Source organism: Fictibacillus sp. FJAT-27399 (genome assembly GCF_001510655.1).
In the GTDB taxonomy this organism is placed as follows: Bacteria; Bacillota; Bacilli; order Bacillales; family Fictibacillaceae; genus Fictibacillus_C; species Fictibacillus_C marinisediminis.
On the sequence record NZ_LMVC01000002.1, the window covers coordinates 1,399,074 to 1,416,237 of the forward strand.

Here is a 17,164-nt window from a genome sequence, read left to right on the forward strand (position 1 = left end):
TTGTTGATTTTTGGTGGGGGTGATTGAATCGCCTTGCCAGTTCACCCCTTATTAATGGAGAAAAAGACTTGAGAGTCTCTTTTAAGCATCAGTATGCGAGGCACATTATGAAAGAGAATAAACACTATGCTTTAACAAAGCCTAAAAGAAAAAGGAACGCTATTTACTTGCGTAAAAGGCTTTCCTTTTCGTTTTTTATTCATTTAGAATTTCAGGGCTATTTCCTTTGCTCTCGCAATGGCATTTTGTTTAATTTCTTCCGCCCGGTCAGGAAATTGATTGTGCCCTTCGACAAATAAACCTTCAAAAGAAGGAACACCAAAGAAATTCATGATTACTCCAATATAACGGTGCCCCATCTCCAATTCCTTGGCCGGGCCTTCCGAATAAATCCCTCCGCGCGCCTGGATATGCAGTGCTTTCTTGTCTGTGAGCAAACCGACCGGACCTTGCTCTGTATAATTAAATGTCTTTCCTGCTGTACAGATGGAGTCAATATAAGCCTTCATAACCGGTGGAAACAAAAAATTCCAAAGCGGCGTCACAAAAACATATTTGTCCGCGGCAACAAATTGCTCGGTCAGTTCGGATAGCCGCCGAACCTTGGATTGCTCATTCTCAGACAGCTGATCAAACGTTGAACCGGTTCTTAGCTTTCCCCACCCGCTGAATACATCAGCATCAATCTGAGGAATATTTTCTTTGTATAGATCCAAGTGGATGACTTCATCACTTGGATTTGCATCTCTATAGGATTCAATAAATGCCTTTCCTGCAGTCATGCTGTAGGATTGTGTTTCATCATGAGGGTGGGCAGTGATATAAAGTATAGTTGCCATAGGTTATCCCTTCCTTTGCAGTTTGATTTTCTTAGTTAATATGATGCAAAGGAGGGAATCCCATACCCACAACATGAAGTTTAGGACAATTTGGTATCCAGCGGTTTCAGTTTGGCTTCAATCTCTTGGCGCTTCGGTTCGAGGAAAGGAGGCAATGCCAATGATTCACCAAGATGTTCAAGGTCCTCATCCGTAGCAAAGCCTGGACCATCCGTCGCTAATTCAAATAAAATCCCATTAAGCTCTCTGAAATATAACGACTTAAAATAGTACCGGTCTACAAAATCCGAATTTGGAATTCGGGCGCCCTGTATTTTATTGATCCATTGTCTGAGTTCCTCTTCATCATTCACACGGAACGCCACATGATGAACTCCTCCTCTTCCCAGCCGTTCAGGAGGCAAGTCCTTTCGCTCTTCAATATGAAGTTCTGCACCCGTACCGCCCTCTCCCGTTTCGTACACGAGAATGTCCGGCTGACCAGGTACTTGAGAGGCATAAGCTCCTTTTTTTCTGAATCCTAAAATTTCAGTGATGACTTCCTCGGTTAATTCTCTTGTACGAACCGTCAGCATGACCGGCCCAAGACCGATAATTCCGAAGTCCTTTGGAACAGCGCTTTTTTCCCATGGCACACCGCCCGCTACGCCACTATTCGTTTCGTCTGAAACAAGACGCAGGCGCTGTCCTTCTTCATCTTTAAAAGCTAATGACAGCCGGCGGAACCGTTCCGACAATTCCTCATGTTCGACCTTCTTCTCTTCGAACCGTGTTTTCCAGTATTGCAGCGCTTCATTGTTCTTTACGCGAAGGGATATTTCTGAAATGCTATTAGCGCCATCATGATTCCTTCCTGCTTTGGGGATTTCGAAAAACGTTAATTCAGTTCCTGCATTCCCTTTTTCATCGCCATAGAACAGATGATACACAGAGGTGTCATCCTGATTGACGGTTTTCTTGATCAGCCGCATTCCAAGGACTTTCGTATAAAACTCATAATTTTTCCCCGCTAATGCCGTGATGGCTGAGACGTGGTGTATTCCTTTTAGTTCCATAATGCCTCCTATTAATACATTTTTCGTTACTCTTCCTTTTATTTAGTATCATACCCTTTTATCCCTCAAACTCAAATAAAAAAGGCAGCATTACAATGAGTAATGCTGCCTGGCAAATATCAGTTGCTATTTCCTTTTTGCTCGTTATTGAAGTCCATCGCCTGAGCCAGTGTAGAAGAGATGGAAACCCTGTCAAAGGATAAGCCGAGCTGAACTGCAGTTGCAGCGATTTCTGGACGGATACCTGAAAGGGTAGTCTTCACACCGACGAGATCAAGTGCATCAATAAGCTGGAAGATCTCATGAGCTACCATAGTATCAATCATCACAACACCCGATAAATCAATAAAGAGATGGCCAATTCCCTTTTGGACACATTGATTTAGTGTATTCTCCAGAATAAACTTCGCACGGGCCGTGTCAATATCGCCAACAAGCGGCAGTAAAGCGGTATCGTTATTTAATGAGATGACAGGTGAACTCAATTCATTCAGTAATTCTTGCTGTGCTTTCAGCCGATTGATGGAATATTTATGGGTCTCCTCAATGAATTGAAGCATGACATTGTCAAAAACCTTGATCATCACCCGATTCCATTCTTCGATCTGCAACTGTTCGATGTCTTCTGGATGAATCGATACGAACTCGTTGATATAATCAAGATACTGCTGCCGTACCCTCATGAATTCTTTTATGATGTAATGAATGGGTGTTTTTAAATGTTCATTGTCTTTTGCAATTTTAATAATCCACTCATCAAAATCTTTAAAAAAGGCGTTTTCATCTTTTACAAGCACTTCACATAAATGAATATGAAATTCATAATTTTGTTCTTTCAGCGTCTTTATAACTGCGGGATCATTGGAACTGTATACTCCAGCCGTGCCTGACTTATCAAGGGAATCATACCATTCCTCGGTCAAATTTCTGGCTCTATTCAGAAGAAATTGATGCAATTCTTGATTTATGTCCATCTCTATAAACTCCTCAATTAAGATTAAGTATCATGAAAATGGATGGCTATATTTTTTGAAAGCCTTCTTCAACTAAATAGTCATGTGCTTCTTTATAGGATTCAAAAGCAGCTTCTAAATTTAAGCCCGCATATATATTCCATAGTTCATCTTCATGAACGAGCAGGAGCTTTTCGTGGTCTACTCCTCCAATCCAATTTTCTTTTTCCGGTTCTGAAGGATTAGGCTCCTCTTCTGAATTACCCTTTTCTTCTAATAAATAGTTCATTGATTTCTGTACGAGGTTAATCAGCTCGTCAGCCGAATAATCCCGGATGTTGACCATGCCTTTTTCATTCTTCTTGCCTCTAGGCAGATGTCCAGCATAAACAAAACCGTTCCCGTTCGGATGCAGATGCTGTATAACAATTTTTTTGTCGCGATTGCTCTCCTCGAGATGGTAATTTATGCGCCCAAGGGAAATATCTTTCCTTGTTAATTGAGGGAAGTTTTCTTCAATAATATTTATTTTTTCTGAAAATGTAAGCATTGTCAGCCTCTTTCTTTTCTACTAATTTTCCTGTGATTATATCATATCTGCTAGTACAAAAGTAGATATACCCTTAACAATACGAGTGTCAGGGCAAAAGAAAAAACACCGTAATCACGGTGTTTATTTTATTTATGTCTGTTTAACTCTGAGGTGATAGCGTCCATCGCTGCGTCGATATTAGCGTATGACTCAATCTCGGGGTTATCGGAATATTGTATTTTAAAAACATGGTCGGATTTACTGTAGCTTATTGAGATTAATGGGATACTATTTTGACTTAGCGTATGGGTTACATCTGATTCGATGTATTGTTTCGTTTTTAGATCGAGCAGCATGTCCTGAATTTTTGATTGATTCATGGTCATCAATCCCCTTTCCATTATGGGGGGAGCTCAAAATAGCTATATTGCCCAAATAATTTTTTATTATTTCTATATAGAATAACATATGTCAGGTTTAATTCATACCCCGAACGGGAATTGTAATGGTTTTGCAATATCCATCACTATCACTTTTTATTAATAGACACAAAAAAGACACAAAATTATACTCCTTTTTCTCATTCTTTACACTTGGGAAAACAGGTGTAAACTTTAATCTGAATTTCACAGTAAACCACCCTGTTTTTCCCAATACCGAAGTACTGCCCCTGTGCTATGATAAATCCAAGGGCGCCCCCTACACAGAATTTTAGGAGGGTATTTTATGAAAAAAGGTTTGATTGCAGTACTATCGGCTGGTTTACTATTCAGTTCAGCCTATCAGGCAGCAGCAGCTAATGAGCCTGGAACAAAAGCTCAAAAACTGGTTCTTCATGAGAATGACAAAACCGTTACCTCTCAGGTTCAAGTTACTCGATCAAAAGAAAATTCTGTTCCATCCTTTATTTCAGGCAAACTTTCCAAAGGTACATACCTTTCCAAGAAAGAAATCCTTGCCTTTCTAGACAGCAATAAACAACTCTTTCCGTTTGAAGCATCAAAGCATCTCACTCTAGTAAAACAAGAAAAAGATGATTTAGGTATGACACACTATGTGTTTAACCAGTCGATCAACGGTGTTCCAATTGATGGAGCAACGTTCATCGTTCATACGGACAAGCAAGGAAAAATTACTGCAATCAATGGAGACGTCCATTCCAACCTTCCTAAAAATTTTAAAGCTACTAAAAAGCTGACAAAGGCGAACGCCATAAAAGCTGCTTGGAAGCATATAGGTGAACAGCCAAAAAAAGAAAACCTCAAGCCGCTTGCCTTTAAAGGTGCAAAGATAAGTGATACGGTCGAAAAGTCCAAACTTGTCATGTTTAAAGACGGAGATAAATTCAAACTTGCCTACCGTGTTGCCCTTCAATTCATCGATCCTTATCCTGCAAACTGGCAAGTCTACGTTGATGCAGCCAATGGAGATGTCCTTAAGAGCTTTAACGCTGTAAATAACGATGGACCGACCACCGGTTCTGGATACGGTGTCCTCGGTGACAGCAAAACGTTAAACACCTATCTATCTGCTGGCTATTATTACTTATTTGACACCACGAAACCGATGAATGGTGTCATCGAAACCTACACGGCTCAAAATGGGTCAAGCCTTCCAGGAGCGTATTCTGTGGATTCCAACAACGCTTGGACTTCATCTTCACAAGGTGCAGATGTTGATGCGAACTACTATGCCGGCAAAGTTTATGATTATTATTTAAATACTCATGGACGCAACAGCTTTGATAATGCAGGTGCATCCATTAGTTCTACCGTTCATTACAGCTATAAATACAACAACGCATTCTGGAATGGATCACAGATGGTATACGGTGATGGCGATGGCGTTCAGTTCCGTCCATTGTCCGGTGCACTTGATGTTGTTGCCCATGAATTAACGCATGCGGTAACAGAACGAACGGCAGGACTCAATTATTCCTATCAATCAGGAGCATTAAATGAATCCATGTCAGACGTGTTCGGATATTTCCTTGATCCAAACGACTGGCTGATGGGTGAAGATGTATATACTCCTGGAACAGCTGGAGATGGCCTCCGCAGCCTCTCAAATCCAAAGCTCTATGGTCAGCCTGACAATATGAGCGGATATGTCAACACTTCAAGTGATAATGGCGGAGTGCATACGAACAGCGGTATCCCTAACAAAGCTGCTTATAACACGATCACTGCGATCGGAAAAGCTAAAGCAGAGAAAATTTACTACAGAGCACTGACTCGCTATATGACGCCGACTACTAACTTCAGCGGAGCACGTGCTGCACTATTAAGCGCTGCTGCTGATCTGTATGGCAGCACAAGCGCTGAATACACAGCAGTAAAAACAGCGTGGACAAATGTTGGAGTGAACTAATAAAACAATAAGAGCCCGCCGGTTTCCTAGATCCTGGGAAGCCGGCGGGCTTTTTTATGTTTTCAGTTTGAATAGAAGGGTACATTGTATCAAAAAGAATCGAACAGAAGGAGAGTAGAATCAATAATGTCCATAAAAGCACTCGTTATTAACTGTACCTTAAACAAGAGCAACCAAACATCAAATACAAGAGCGCTCATTGATGAATCGGTTAAAATTTTTGATGAAAAAGAAATTGAAACAGAATTCGTTACTCTTGCAGACTATAACATTGAATACGGAGTAACAGGAGATGCCATCAGCGACAATGATGAATGGCCGATTATTTTCGAAAAAGTAAAGGAAGCTGATATTTTAATTATTGGTTCTCCGATCTGGCTAGGACAGCAGAGCAGCCTTACAACAGTATTAATTGAAAGGCTGTATGGGGCAAGCAGCCAAACGAACGATAAAGGGCAATATCTCTTCTATAACAAAGTCGGCGGTGTCGTTGTAACAGGAAACGAAGACGGCGCCAAGCATGTCAGCCGTTCAGTGCTCTACGCTTTATCTCATATCGGATTTACAGTCCCTCCGAATGTAGATACGTATTGGGTCGGAGAAGCTGGCCCTGGTCCTTCTTATATCGAGTCCAAAGGCTATGAAAACGAATTTACGATGCAGCATTCCAAGATCATGGCGCATAACTTGATTCATTTTGCGAAATTGCTCAAGGAGCACCCTATTCCTGCAGAAGGAAACGTCATTGAACAAACCAATTAACGTATAAAAAAAAGCAGGCTGGACGGGTGTTACCCTTTCCCGCCTGCTTTTTTATTTTTCCTGTTCAAATCGAATCAGCGCAGCTTTTGCCCTGTCACGAAGAGAGACCAAGTCTCCCTCCACCTTGAGAATATTTTTCTTTTTTTGTTCTAACAGTTTTAATTGCTCTTCTACTGTCAATAATACTTTCTCAAGCTTTACTTTTTGCTGGCTCGTCCCTTTAAACTGTCTGTAATCATGTTTTTGAAGTTCTAAGGTGTCACTGAGTGTAATGAATTCCTGCAGCTCCGAAAGCGAAAAGCCCATCACTTCTTTTGCATTTGTGATCTTCTTTAAGAACTCCACATGCTCCTCTGAATATAGTCTTATTCCCCCCTCACTCCTCGGAGGTGAAGCCAGCAGGCCGATCTGTTCATAATAACGGATCGTCCGTTTTGTTAACCCGCTCTGCTTAGCCACATCATCTATTTTTAACCCATTCATTTTTCTTGCTCCTTTGCCAATAAAGTTCATATATACGAAAAATCGCTCTATATAAAAAATACCACAAAAGCATATTAAAAAGGAAATGTTTACGTTGACGTCAAGGTTAATATACTTTATAATTCTTGAGTAAACAATGCTATTACGTGATTTATTTTAACTTATATTAAAATAGAAAAAGGGGTTTTTAGGTATGAAACAAGAAGCTTTGAGTATCCAGGAACAGCCAAGCAAACAGCCTCTGGTCATATGGGTTATCTTCTTTGCCACCATTATTTCTTTTATGGGATTGGGTCTCGTGGATCCTATTTTGCCTGCCATCGCTCATCAGCTTAACGCTACTCCGAGCCAGGTCTCATTATTATTTTCCAGCTACAATTTGATTACCGGTATCGCTATGCTGATTACAGGCGTGGTTTCCAGCCGGGTTGGTATCAAGTGGACGTTATTGTCAGGAATATTATTGATTATCGTTTTTTCTGCTTTAGCCGGCTCCTCTAATGAGATTTCCCAAATCGTTGGTTTTCGCGGCGGTTGGGGGTTAGGAAACTCGTTATTCATCGCAACTGCTTTATCCGCCATTGTTGGTTTATCCATCGGAGGTACTGCAAAAGCCATTATTTTATATGAAGCAGCCATCGGATTGGGGATTTCCGTTGGGCCATTACTTGGTGGGGAGCTGGGATCGATTTCTTGGCGCGGACCTTTTTACGGCGTCAGCGTACTGATGGTGATCGCATTCTTTGCCTTATTGTTAAAAATGCCGCATGTACCTAAACCAAAAGTTAAAAGTTCTGTACTCGACCCGATTAAAGCATTGAAATATCCAGGACTTCTTAGACTGGGTCTAACCGCATTTCTTTATAACATTGGATTCTTTACTCTAATGGCCTATTCACCATTTGTTATGAATTTAGACGAACATGGCCTCGGCTATGTGTTCCTCGGATGGGGCTTATGCTTAGCCATAACTTCTGTATTCGTTGCACCAAAAATTCAGGCAAGATTCGGTACAGTAAAATCCATGTGTGCGATGCTGATCTTATTCGCATTGACACTGCTGGCTATGGGAATCTGGACAGAATCAAGCTTGGTGGTCATCGTAGCCGTTATCGTTGCCGGTCTTTTCCTTGGGACAAACAATACATTGATCACAACAGCTGTTATGCAGGTAGCACCGGTTGAGCGGGCAACAGCCTCGGCTGCCTACAGTTTTGTACGTTTCATCGGTGGTGCGATCGGACCATGGCTTGCCAATAAACTGGCTGAAACCTATTCACCACATGTACCATTTGTAACGGGCGCGATTTTTGTTCTATTCGCCATGCTGGTTGTTGCGTTTGGCCGTAAACATCTTGCTCATGTGGATTCAATTTCTCATTAAAGGAAAGGAAGGTCTCTACAATGTACAATAAAATTCTGATTGCCTTTGATGGTTCAGCTCCTTCTGCCCGCGCTCTTCAGCACGGAGTGGAACTGGCTCATAAGATGAATACTGAAATGGTTACAATTCTGCATGTAAATAAAAACCTTCCTTTGCAGGAACCGCTTCTTAACTTTGATCTGGATGAGATAATGGAAGAAGAGGACAAAGAACTATTGCAGCCTGCCATTCAGTATCTCTCTGAATCAGGAATTCCCTTTGAAACGCATGCCTATAACGGGGAGCCTTCTCAGATCATCACTTCGTATGCAAAAAAACACGAGTACGATGTCATTGTCATGGGGAGCACAGGTAAGGGGTTTATAAAAGAAGCCTTATTGGGAAGTGTCAGCCATCAGGTAGCTCATGCAGCAGAATGCCCGGTGATTATCGTTAAATAATAAAAAAATCGGTTCCCTTCAGATAGGGTACCGATTTTTTGTTGGATCCGGAATGCTCCAGATTTCGGTTTAAGCTGTCCAGCCAGGCTGATACAAATACTTTACGTTCCCCCCACCGCCCGGGACTATGAATCCGCGGAATGCTTTCTTATCCTCTTGCTTTACAAGAATCTCACGAAAGACAAAAAACTCTTCTTTAATAACGACGTATTCACTAAGATTCCCGCTGCGCAGATCAGAAAGAATTTCATTGGCCATTTGTTCGTTCAATCTGAATTCCTCCATTAAATAAGATTCCTTTATTAGTACACCATAACCTGGCCGGCTGTGTCCAATTCTTTTCAACACCTGATAAGGGGCTTTACATAAACTTACGTTTGAAACAAAGACTATGCAGAACTGCTATCTTCATTAAAGGCTGCTAAATACAGCTATTACGTCACCTCCATCAATAAAGCTGGACAAGAGTCCAAGCCATCTAAAATCGCAAGCCCAAAGAATTAGATAGTAAAAGAGGGTGTCAGGCACCATTATGTTAACAGTGCCTGACACCCTCTTCCATTTTTTTAATACAGCCGGTTCCTATAACCCTCATTTAAACCTTCTGCAACTTGCTCAGCACTCATATTCGGGAGATTCATATGATCTGCCAGCATTTGCGGAGCAGAAGGCAGCAACTCCTTCGATGACCATGATTCCGGATTCCAGAGCCCAGAGCGAATAAACGCCTTGGCACAATGGATATAGCACTCTTCTGCTTTTACGACAATACCAAACAAGGGTGATCTGCCATTGACCGCATTTTGTTCGAGAAGCTCACGATCCCGGCAGATAAAGGCTTGACCGTTTACTCTCAGAGTTTCTCCGAGCCCCGGGATCATAAAAAGCACACCTACGCCCGGATTCCCTAAAATATTTCCGGCGGAGTCTAACCTTTTGTTTCCTAGGCGTTCTGGAATAAATAAATGATGGTCATCAAGAACTGTCACAAACCCAGGTGCATCTCCACGAGGAGAAACATCACACTTCCCCTTTGAATCAGAAGTGGCCAGCGTTAAAAACGGAGACTTTGAAATAAACTCTCTGCAATGGCGGTCGAGTTGTGAAATTACCTTATTGGCCGCGCGAACACTGGGGGTTCCACAAAGAGAACGCAATTCTTCAAATTGTTCACCCGTTTTAATAACTCCCTTCAATTTCAGAACCATCACACCACACCCTTTTATGTAATATATATCCATCTTATCTTATCTCAGGACAAAATAAATAGCCTGAACTCCATTCATATGAGTCCAGGCTTTTTAGTTCAACATCAGCACAATCTCCTAGAAAAATCAGTTTGGATTCAAAAACGTTAATTCATACTCTGGTTTTCGATCTTCGTCTGGTTTTTTAGATGTTCCTGCTGCCAGCAATAGCGGCTGCTTCAGAACGGACTGGGTCATTGGCTTTGAAATAGGCTGTGCAACTTGATTCATATCCATTGTCCATCCCTCCTTACCAGTTTTCTAAATCTATTCCCGGTACTTACAAGCCTGAAACCTATTTATCTAATTTTTTTAATATTTTATTTTATGAATGTTTAACGTATTGGTTCATTGTACTATGATATGTTCATATAATATTCAGTTTCATCCTTTGTTTCACAGGGAAACTTCAGTTATAATTAGAAGTCGGAATCAACAACGCAATTTTGAAAGGAAGTTTTACATATGAAGAAAAGGTTAGTTTCAGGAGTTGCACTTGCATTAAGTCTGGCTCTTTTTGCCGGCTGTTCCAATGATGATCAAACCCAAAAAGAAAATACGTCTCATAAAACGGAAAAACATGAACATGAGGCACATAAAAAGAATGAACCGACGAAAAAAAACGATGATAAAAACACACCTTCTAATGAAAACAAAAAGAACGGCGAAAACAAGAATAATAACGGCAATGTAAGCCAGGATCCTGAACCGAAAAAAGATCAGGATAAGAAAAAAAATGAACCGGGTGAGCCTTCGCAGGGTCAGAATAAAAAGCCAAAACCGCCAGCTCAAAAGGACGACAGTGTCTCTGTTGTAGCCCATCCAGAAAGTATTCCGGTTCTAGTAAACAAACGTTCTAAACTGCCTGAAAACTACAAGCCGGCAGACCTTGTTTATCCTGATGTACCGTTTATTTTCAGTGAAAAGACCGAGAAACGCATGATGCGCAAGGCTGCTGCTGATGCGCTTGAAACCATGTTTGCTGCCGCGGAAAAAGAAGGTATCCACTTGACCGGAGTATCAGCATACCGTTCGCATGCTACACAAACAACGCTGTTCAATAATTATGCAAAACGCGATGGCTATGAAAAAGCAAGAACATACAGCGCACTTCCTGGAACAAGTGAACATGAAACAGGATTGGCGATTGATGTAGCTGGAGACGGCGGAAAGTGTCCTGCCCAAGATTGTTTTGGCGGCACACAAGAATCAAAATGGCTTGCTAAACATGTTTCAGAGTTCGGCTTTATTATTCGCTATCCCGAAGGAAAGGACTCCATTACCGGGTATAAGTACGAGCCTTGGCACATCCGTTTTGTAGGAAAATCTGTTGCACAAAAGATCATGGGCAAAGGAGAAACACTGGAAGAATACTTTAATGCCGTGCCCGTCTCTAATGGAAAATAAACAAAAAAAGTACCTAGCCGCCTGGCTGGTACTTTTTTGTTTATCGACACTTACTAAAAGTAATTATATTAATAAAAATCATCTTATGTTATACTAAAATTAGCGAGGTGAAGGTACACAATGAACACGTCCAAACTTTGTCCCAGGTTCGAAAAAGCAATGAATCTCTTGAGCCAGCGATGGACGGGCATGATTATTTATCTGCTTCTATCCGGCCCTCACCGTTTTTGTGCCATTGAATCAGCCATCGGAGTGAGCGGCAGGATTCTTTCTGAGAGATTAAAGGACCTTGAACAGCATGGTTTAGTAAAACGGGTGGTTATTCCAGAGACCCCTGTACGCATAGAGTATTCCCTTACTGAAAAAGGATTGGCGATCCAGCCGATCATGAGAGAAGTGGAAAATTGGTCTCAAAACTGGCTTGAAGCCTAAAAAAAGCAGCTCTCACATGTGAGAGCTGCTTTTTTACTTTATATAAATTAAAATTTGTTCCATACAATCGCTTCTTGGATCGGGAATCGGGCAGTCTGATGAGCTGTTTTAGCTGCTTTTCCTACAGATATCAGCATAACGGGAAGATACCTTTCCGGAATGCCAAACGCTTTTACGAGTTCATCGGCATTGAATCCACCCATTGCACATGTATCAAGTCCTTTTGCTTTTGCTGTAAGCATAAGCTGCATGGATGCGAGTGAGGCATTGCGGATGGCCTCATCACGAGCCATTTCCGGACGGGTTGCATAAGCATCTTTAATCTGGCTAACAAGTGCTGTTTTAATTTCCTCTGTCATAAATCCGCCATCAACGGCATCCTGATAAACTCTGTCAGCATTTTGGTCAGCTTCTAAATCACCAAGAATGGCAACAACAGCTGATGCTTGCACTACTTGTTCCTGATTATAAGCAATCGGAAGAAGCTGCTCTTTTGCTTGCTGATCATGGAACACAAGAAACTTCCAGTGCTGAAGGTTCCAAGAAGAGGGTGCTTTAGCTGCGTCCTCAAGGAGTTCTGTAATTTCTTCTGCTGACAGTTCTGCAGAAGGATCATATTTTCTTACTGAGTGACGTTCATTGATAACATCTGTGAAATCTCTGGTTGACATAAGATAACCTCCATTTAAACTCCATATATTCCATTGCCTGAAATTAAATTTTGCACAAAATAGAGAAACAATAAGTAATATACTTCTTTTTCTCAAGAGTGTCAACTTCCATAACCCATATGATAAAAAGCCTCCCCCGGTTTGGGAGAGACTCTTTATTTATAGTTGATTTGTATATTACGTTGAAACAGGGTTTCCCTTTATGCTTTCTTCTTGTTCTTTAAGATCCTCATCATCATTATCAATGATGGCTTTTGGCAGCCCGGAATGTTTGGCCCAGAAATAAATCAACAGAGAGCCGATAGCAATGATTATGAGATCCAATGGATTACTCAACACGCCTAGTCCGCCTCCAAAGGAACCGATATACGAAATGATAAGCATCATCACATAGTAGGCCACTAGCCACCATGATGATTTCAATTGCTGTGCAAGACTGACATCCTTCTTCGGTACATACTTCGAAAAGAGCAGGTAGATGACGAACATCAGAAGCTGTGAACCGATTAACCATGAAATCGTCTTCCAGCCGGACCAATATACGATATAGGTCGCGAAAATAAAGGAGAGAGGAGCAATAATACTCATCCCTTTAAGAGTAAATGGCTTGTGAAGATCCTTAGCGTTTAAGCGGAATGCCGCCGAAGAAATCGGAGCGATCGCATAGGAAAGGATCAAGGCAACTGAACACACATTTACGAGCGCGTTCCAAGATGGAAACGGCAGTGTCCAGAACACGGACAGCACGAAGGACAGCCATAATGACGGCCGAGGGATTCCTGTTTTTTCATGTACTCTTGAGAATACATTAAACAGTGTTCCTGTACGGCTCCATGCGTACACTAAACGGGATGTTGTGTTCATAAAGATATTTCCATTTCCTCCGGGTGAAATGACGGCATCAAGCACAACGATGGTCGCAAGCCATCCTAGTCCCAGCGCGACTGCTATATCTTTAAACGGCAGGGCGAATTCTTGCTGTATCTTTTGCCAGCCTCCACCAAGCACATCTGTAGGAATGGCACCGATAAACAGAACTTGCAGAAGAGTATAAATCACTGCGGCGAGAACGATACACACAATGAGAGCGATTGGAATATTCCGCTGAGGATTCTTTACTTCACCTGCAACAGATACGATCGGATGCAGCCCTAGATAGGCAAACATAACACCGCCTGTGGATATTGCGGCCTGGACACCTTGGAAACCAAATGGAGCGAATCCTTCAACCGAAAAGTTTCCGGATTTAAAATGGAAGGCTAACACGGTGATAATGGTGAGCGGGACAAAATATTTAAAGATCGAAATGATAATGTTCGATTTTGTAAAAGTTTTAACACTCCAGTAGTTCAACAGGAAAAACACACAAAGCAAACCGAACTGTACGAGCCAGCCTGTGATCGTCGGTGAGTCAGACCCTGCTTTCGTAAGCCCTGGAAACCAGTAAGCGATATACTGTCTGACAGCTGTTACTTCTATTGAAATCAAACTTGTGTAAGCAACGATAGTAATAAAGGATATGAGATATCCTACCAGCGGTCCATGCGAATACACCGGATACCTTAAAATCCCCCCTGTACGCGGAAGGGCTGCACCCAGTTCAGCATAGACAAGCCCGATCAGCAGAACGATGACTCCTCCGATAATCCAGGAAATACTCCCGAGTGGTCCTGCTTTGGAAGCAACATTACTTACTGCAAACAGCCAAGCTGATCCAAAGATGGCTCCTAGTCCGATGAGTATAAGATCTAATAATGATATCGTTTTTTTAAATGGTCCTTGATCTGACATGAACTTCCTCCTTCAAAATTTCAAAATTCCTTAGTACTCTGCACTCCTCATTCTAATTATTTTTCGACGTATTTTGACAAATAATACATATAATTATCCGTATTTGCGGTTTATGAAACATATTTTTAATCTATATGCTTGCTAATCCACCTATCTGCTGCAAGCTTTTAGCTGTCAGAAGATAGTTCACCCCAATAGCATTGCCAAAATTAAAAACCATCCCTTAAATCGCTGCCCATTAGTTTCTTTCGTGCCTTTTCCTCATAAGTTGAACGTCTGACTTTTTTATTTGTAATAAACTTTTATCTATGTTAAGTTGGAAACTTTGTCTAATTACGGATTTAATGCTCAAATGATTTCATGACCAGCGGAAGGTGTTCACTTACATCACTGGCGAGCAATCCTCGTTCAGCATTTGTCTGTTCCCATAAATCAGCACTTGCTCCATGAAAATAAACTGCATTGGCTACAGCCGGCTTTACGTCTTTTTCTGAGGAAACGAAAGCCAGAAGCATTCCGGTAAGCGTGTCACCTGTTCCCCCTTTAGCCAGACCGGCGTTGCCTGTCGGATTGACAATGAGGCTGCCGTCAGGAAAGGCCAGCACCGTATATCTTCCTTTCAAAATAACGATTGCGTTCTGTTCCTGTGCATAGGCAAGAGCATACTGAAATCTGTTTTTTTGTATGTCACTGGCTGGTACGCCTGTCATTCTGCTGAATTCACCGGGATGCGGGGTTAGGATCACTAAACCTTTTCGCTTCGGGTACGTTCGTTTTTTTAGTGCTCCTGCATCGATGACCAGATGCAGATCCGTGTTCATTAAGTGCTGTAATGCCATGTCGGTTTTTTCAGCATCTGCCAGCCCTGGTCCGATCGCGCAGGCCTTTATCCCTTTTGGTACATCGCCCTCTCCCACAGCCTCTAGTCCGTCATGCTTGTACATCGCTTCTGGCAGCTGCCCCGCTAGAATCCCTGAGACAAAACGGCTCGTTCCTATCGTCAGTTTTCCAATGCCGCTTTTTAATGCGCCTTTTCCAGCCAGCAGCGCACTTCCTGGCATCTCATCAGATCCTGCAAGAAGAAGGCCCGTTCCAAACGTTCCTTTATGAGCACCGGCAAACCTCTTATGAAACGTTGACCGAACATTTTCTTCTGTCCAAACTTGCCAATTGGATTGCTGAGGCAAACCGATTGATAACACTCTGATGACACCAAAGAAATCTGTACTTCCTTCTAAAAACGCAGAGGGTTTAAAGCCATGCAGGCAAAAAGTAAATTCTGCTTGAAAGGCTTCATCTGTTTTTCCATGATCTGCAGAAACACCTGTAGGGAGATCCACCGCTATTTTCAGTGCTTGCTGCGAATTTGCCCATCTGACCTCTTGGGCAATCTTCCCTCTTAAGGGAGGAGAAGTTCCGACACCGAGCAGGGCGTCAATGATCACATCATATTTCCCTTCCCGTTCGGATACCTTCAGGCCGCAAGCCGTATAATAAGTAAAATGTTTGAACGCTGTTTCCGTGCCTGGTTTTCCATCTGGAAGGGCGAGCTCACAATGGAATCCGTTCTGCTGAAGGTATCTTGAGAGCACGATGCCGTCTCCTCCGTTATTGCCTTTACCCGCCATGACGAGGATACGGCTTTCTCTGGTTACCAGATCCGAGACGGCTTCATACAGAGCTTTTCCGGCATTCTCCATCAAGGTATACACATCCATGCCGCTATTTTGTGCTGTTTGATCGATTTTTTTAATTTCATCTCCTGTAAAGATATACATAGAATAGAGCCTCCTCAACGCCTAAAAATATTGCTTCCATAGTATCCTACCCTTTTCTGTGAGTTGATGAACAACTGTGTTTATCTGAAATCAGGCCATAAAGTTATCTGACTTTTCTAAAAGGTTCAATTATTTTGAGTTACGCTTAATTCCGCTCAAACAAGCAAGACTTTTCTCTCAAGATCACAACAAAAAAGACCTTCTCATCAGAAAAGGCCTTCGTTTTATTCTGTTGTACTCTCATTTTGAGGGGTTATGCTCTGTATTTGAGCACTGTTATCCTGCTGTGATGGCTGAGCATCACTTTGACCGCCATCTGTCCCATCGTCCTTATTTGTATCTTCTTCCTCAGGCGGCATTGGTTTTTCAGGCTTTGGTTCAGGTTTTGGCTTTGTCTGATCAGCAGGCTTTTCAGAAGGCTTCGGAATTTTAACGGGGTTTTCTTCCTCTTTTGCCGGTTTTTCCGGCTTTACCGGCATGTCTTTTTTCACTTTTCCTTTTTTCAAGCCTTTGTTATCTTTGGGTTTCTTTGCCTTTTTTTCCTTTGCTGGTTTTTGCTTCACCGGTTTTACTATACTTTCTTTCACCGGCTTTTCTTTCGCATTCGCGTAGGTTTTGCCGCTGTGAGCCGATATACTGGCAGGTCGCTGATCGGGAAAGAGCTTGTCTGTAGATATGACCTGCTCCAGCATGATATCCTTTTCCTGATTCGAAAGACTGTCGGTTGAAACAACCACATTAGATAATGTATTTAAAGGGTGCGATCCTGAATTTATTTTAGTTTTTGGCATATTTTCTTCCGTTTTCGCTTTGTCACCATGCGCAAAGCCAAGCCATACGCTCAGCAGTACAATTGGTATAGCAAGCGAGATGAGCTTATACATAATCTTCACCTTCCTCATTGCTAATTACCACAATGGCTACTATTATAAACCCAAAATGAATAAAGATGAAAAATCCGAATTTTAGAATAACTTGGGAAAATGAGATAGATTCCTGCTTAATAATCGCTATATTTTT

At 41.9% G+C, this 17,164-nt stretch carries 19 protein-coding genes; 6 read left to right on the forward strand and 13 right to left on the reverse strand.

The window, feature by feature from the left end:
* Positions 1-203: 203 nt before the first annotated feature.
* From AR335_RS12130 to AR335_RS12150, 5 genes are all read right to left on the reverse strand, one after another.
* Positions 204-839 carry an FMN-dependent NADH-azoreductase gene (locus tag AR335_RS12130; RefSeq protein WP_062235965.1) on the reverse strand — a complete coding sequence of 212 codons (636 nt, stop codon included), beginning with the start codon at positions 837-839 and terminating at the stop codon, positions 204-206.
* A gap of 80 nt (positions 840-919) precedes the next feature.
* On the reverse strand, positions 920-1,894 hold the full coding sequence (locus AR335_RS12135; RefSeq protein ID WP_062235969.1) for a ring-cleaving dioxygenase: 975 nt from the start codon (positions 1,892-1,894) through the stop codon (positions 920-922).
* A 119-nt stretch (positions 1,895-2,013) separates the two neighbouring features.
* Positions 2,014-2,868 carry an STAS domain-containing protein gene (locus tag AR335_RS12140; RefSeq protein WP_062235971.1) on the reverse strand — a complete coding sequence of 285 codons (855 nt, stop codon included), beginning with the start codon at positions 2,866-2,868 and terminating at the stop codon, positions 2,014-2,016.
* 46 nt (positions 2,869-2,914) lie between these two features.
* Positions 2,915-3,397 carry a hypothetical protein gene (locus AR335_RS12145; RefSeq protein ID WP_062235975.1) on the reverse strand — a complete coding sequence of 161 codons (483 nt, stop codon included), beginning with the start codon at positions 3,395-3,397 and terminating at the stop codon, positions 2,915-2,917.
* A gap of 128 nt (positions 3,398-3,525) precedes the next feature.
* Positions 3,526-3,759 (reverse strand): hypothetical protein, encoded by a 234-nt coding sequence (locus tag AR335_RS12150; protein WP_053355290.1) that lies wholly within the window; start codon positions 3,757-3,759, stop codon positions 3,526-3,528.
* A gap of 346 nt (positions 3,760-4,105) precedes the next feature.
* Here AR335_RS12150 and AR335_RS12155 point away from each other — a divergent pair, with 346 nt between their 5' ends.
* Positions 4,106-5,749 carry a M4 family metallopeptidase gene (locus AR335_RS12155; RefSeq protein ID WP_062235978.1) on the forward strand — a complete coding sequence of 548 codons (1,644 nt, stop codon included), beginning with the start codon at positions 4,106-4,108 and terminating at the stop codon, positions 5,747-5,749.
* 126 nt (positions 5,750-5,875) lie between these two features.
* Positions 5,876-6,511, forward strand: a complete 636-nt coding sequence (locus tag AR335_RS12160; protein WP_062235982.1) for a flavodoxin family protein — start codon at positions 5,876-5,878, stop codon at positions 6,509-6,511.
* A gap of 51 nt (positions 6,512-6,562) precedes the next feature.
* Here the strand turns inward: AR335_RS12160 and AR335_RS12165 are convergent, their stop codons facing one another.
* Positions 6,563-6,994 carry a MerR family transcriptional regulator gene (locus AR335_RS12165; RefSeq protein WP_062235985.1) on the reverse strand — a complete coding sequence of 144 codons (432 nt, stop codon included), beginning with the start codon at positions 6,992-6,994 and terminating at the stop codon, positions 6,563-6,565.
* 193 nt (positions 6,995-7,187) lie between these two features.
* Between AR335_RS12165 and AR335_RS12170 the strand changes: the two genes are divergently transcribed.
* Both AR335_RS12170 and AR335_RS12175 read left to right on the forward strand, forming a co-directional pair.
* Positions 7,188-8,378: an MFS transporter gene (locus tag AR335_RS12170; RefSeq protein ID WP_062235988.1), complete on the forward strand. Its 1,191-nt coding sequence runs from the start codon at positions 7,188-7,190 to the stop codon at positions 8,376-8,378.
* Between the two features lie 20 nt (positions 8,379-8,398).
* A complete protein-coding gene (locus AR335_RS12175) occupies positions 8,399-8,818 on the forward strand; it encodes a universal stress protein (RefSeq protein WP_053355294.1) in 420 nt (139 codons plus the stop codon).
* A gap of 69 nt (positions 8,819-8,887) precedes the next feature.
* Here the strand turns inward: AR335_RS12175 and AR335_RS12180 are convergent, their stop codons facing one another.
* The 3 genes from AR335_RS12180 to AR335_RS24035 all read right to left on the reverse strand — a co-directional run bounded on the left by AR335_RS12180 (position 8,888) and on the right by AR335_RS24035 (position 10,302).
* Positions 8,888-9,088, reverse strand: a complete 201-nt coding sequence (locus AR335_RS12180; protein WP_053358335.1) for a hypothetical protein — start codon at positions 9,086-9,088, stop codon at positions 8,888-8,890.
* Positions 9,089-9,384: 296 nt separating this feature from the next.
* The gene (locus AR335_RS12185) at positions 9,385-10,026 is read right to left on the reverse strand and encodes a pyridoxamine 5'-phosphate oxidase family protein (protein ID WP_062235991.1); all 642 of its coding nucleotides are present in this window, start codon (positions 10,024-10,026) and stop codon (positions 9,385-9,387) included.
* Positions 10,027-10,152: 126 nt separating this feature from the next.
* Positions 10,153-10,302, reverse strand: coding sequence for a hypothetical protein (locus AR335_RS24035; protein WP_156316246.1), 150 nt, complete (start codon positions 10,300-10,302; stop codon positions 10,153-10,155).
* Positions 10,303-10,530: 228 nt separating this feature from the next.
* Here AR335_RS24035 and AR335_RS12190 point away from each other — a divergent pair, with 228 nt between their 5' ends.
* Positions 10,531-11,472: a M15 family metallopeptidase gene (locus tag AR335_RS12190; protein ID WP_062235994.1), complete on the forward strand. Its 942-nt coding sequence runs from the start codon at positions 10,531-10,533 to the stop codon at positions 11,470-11,472.
* 120 nt (positions 11,473-11,592) lie between these two features.
* The gene (locus AR335_RS12195; protein WP_062235998.1) at positions 11,593-11,904 is read left to right on the forward strand and encodes a winged helix-turn-helix transcriptional regulator; all 312 of its coding nucleotides are present in this window, start codon (positions 11,593-11,595) and stop codon (positions 11,902-11,904) included.
* Positions 11,905-11,951: 47 nt separating this feature from the next.
* Here AR335_RS12195 and AR335_RS12200 read toward each other — a convergent pair whose 3' ends face one another.
* The 4 genes from AR335_RS12200 to AR335_RS12215 form a co-directional block, all read right to left on the reverse strand.
* On the reverse strand, positions 11,952-12,575 hold the full coding sequence (locus tag AR335_RS12200) for a nitroreductase family protein (protein WP_062236003.1): 624 nt from the start codon (positions 12,573-12,575) through the stop codon (positions 11,952-11,954).
* A gap of 177 nt (positions 12,576-12,752) precedes the next feature.
* Positions 12,753-14,366 carry an APC family permease gene (locus tag AR335_RS12205; protein ID WP_062236006.1) on the reverse strand — a complete coding sequence of 538 codons (1,614 nt, stop codon included), beginning with the start codon at positions 14,364-14,366 and terminating at the stop codon, positions 12,753-12,755.
* Between the two features lie 341 nt (positions 14,367-14,707).
* Positions 14,708-16,144: an NAD(P)H-hydrate dehydratase gene (locus tag AR335_RS12210; RefSeq protein WP_062236008.1), complete on the reverse strand. Its 1,437-nt coding sequence runs from the start codon at positions 16,142-16,144 to the stop codon at positions 14,708-14,710.
* Positions 16,145-16,368: 224 nt separating this feature from the next.
* Positions 16,369-17,028, reverse strand: a complete 660-nt coding sequence (locus tag AR335_RS12215; protein ID WP_062236011.1) for a hypothetical protein — start codon at positions 17,026-17,028, stop codon at positions 16,369-16,371.
* Positions 17,029-17,164 lie beyond the last annotated feature (136 nt).

Bases quoted from the DNA above. Each gene is read 5' to 3' on its own strand.
- AR335_RS12215 (WP_062236011.1), bottom strand. From the start codon at position 17,028: ATGTATAAGCTCATCTCGCTTGCTATACCAATTGTACTGCTGAGCGTA.
- AR335_RS12165 (WP_062235985.1), bottom strand. From the start codon at position 6,994: ATGAATGGGTTAAAAATAGATGATGTGGCTAAGCAGAGCGGGTTAACA.
- AR335_RS12190 (WP_062235994.1), top strand. From the start codon at position 10,531: ATGAAGAAAAGGTTAGTTTCAGGAGTTGCACTTGCATTAAGTCTGGCT.
- AR335_RS12205 (WP_062236006.1), bottom strand. From the start codon at position 14,366: ATGTCAGATCAAGGACCATTTAAAAAAACGATATCATTATTAGATCTT.
- AR335_RS12145 (WP_062235975.1), bottom strand. From the start codon at position 3,397: ATGCTTACATTTTCAGAAAAAATAAATATTATTGAAGAAAACTTCCCT.
- AR335_RS24035 (WP_156316246.1), bottom strand. From the start codon at position 10,302: ATGGATATGAATCAAGTTGCACAGCCTATTTCAAAGCCAATGACCCAG.
- AR335_RS12175 (WP_053355294.1), top strand. From the start codon at position 8,399: ATGTACAATAAAATTCTGATTGCCTTTGATGGTTCAGCTCCTTCTGCC.
- AR335_RS12170 (WP_062235988.1), top strand. From the start codon at position 7,188: ATGAAACAAGAAGCTTTGAGTATCCAGGAACAGCCAAGCAAACAGCCT.
- AR335_RS12200 (WP_062236003.1), bottom strand. From the start codon at position 12,575: ATGTCAACCAGAGATTTCACAGATGTTATCAATGAACGTCACTCAGTA.
- AR335_RS12210 (WP_062236008.1), bottom strand. From the start codon at position 16,144: ATGTATATCTTTACAGGAGATGAAATTAAAAAAATCGATCAAACAGCA.
- AR335_RS12150 (WP_053355290.1), bottom strand. From the start codon at position 3,759: ATGAATCAATCAAAAATTCAGGACATGCTGCTCGATCTAAAAACGAAA.
- AR335_RS12140 (WP_062235971.1), bottom strand. From the start codon at position 2,868: ATGGACATAAATCAAGAATTGCATCAATTTCTTCTGAATAGAGCCAGA.
- AR335_RS12130 (WP_062235965.1), bottom strand. From the start codon at position 839: ATGGCAACTATACTTTATATCACTGCCCACCCTCATGATGAAACACAA.
- AR335_RS12155 (WP_062235978.1), top strand. From the start codon at position 4,106: ATGAAAAAAGGTTTGATTGCAGTACTATCGGCTGGTTTACTATTCAGT.
- AR335_RS12160 (WP_062235982.1), top strand. From the start codon at position 5,876: ATGTCCATAAAAGCACTCGTTATTAACTGTACCTTAAACAAGAGCAAC.
- AR335_RS12185 (WP_062235991.1), bottom strand. From the start codon at position 10,026: ATGGTTCTGAAATTGAAGGGAGTTATTAAAACGGGTGAACAATTTGAA.
- AR335_RS12195 (WP_062235998.1), top strand. From the start codon at position 11,593: ATGAACACGTCCAAACTTTGTCCCAGGTTCGAAAAAGCAATGAATCTC.
- AR335_RS12135 (WP_062235969.1), bottom strand. From the start codon at position 1,894: ATGGAACTAAAAGGAATACACCACGTCTCAGCCATCACGGCATTAGCG.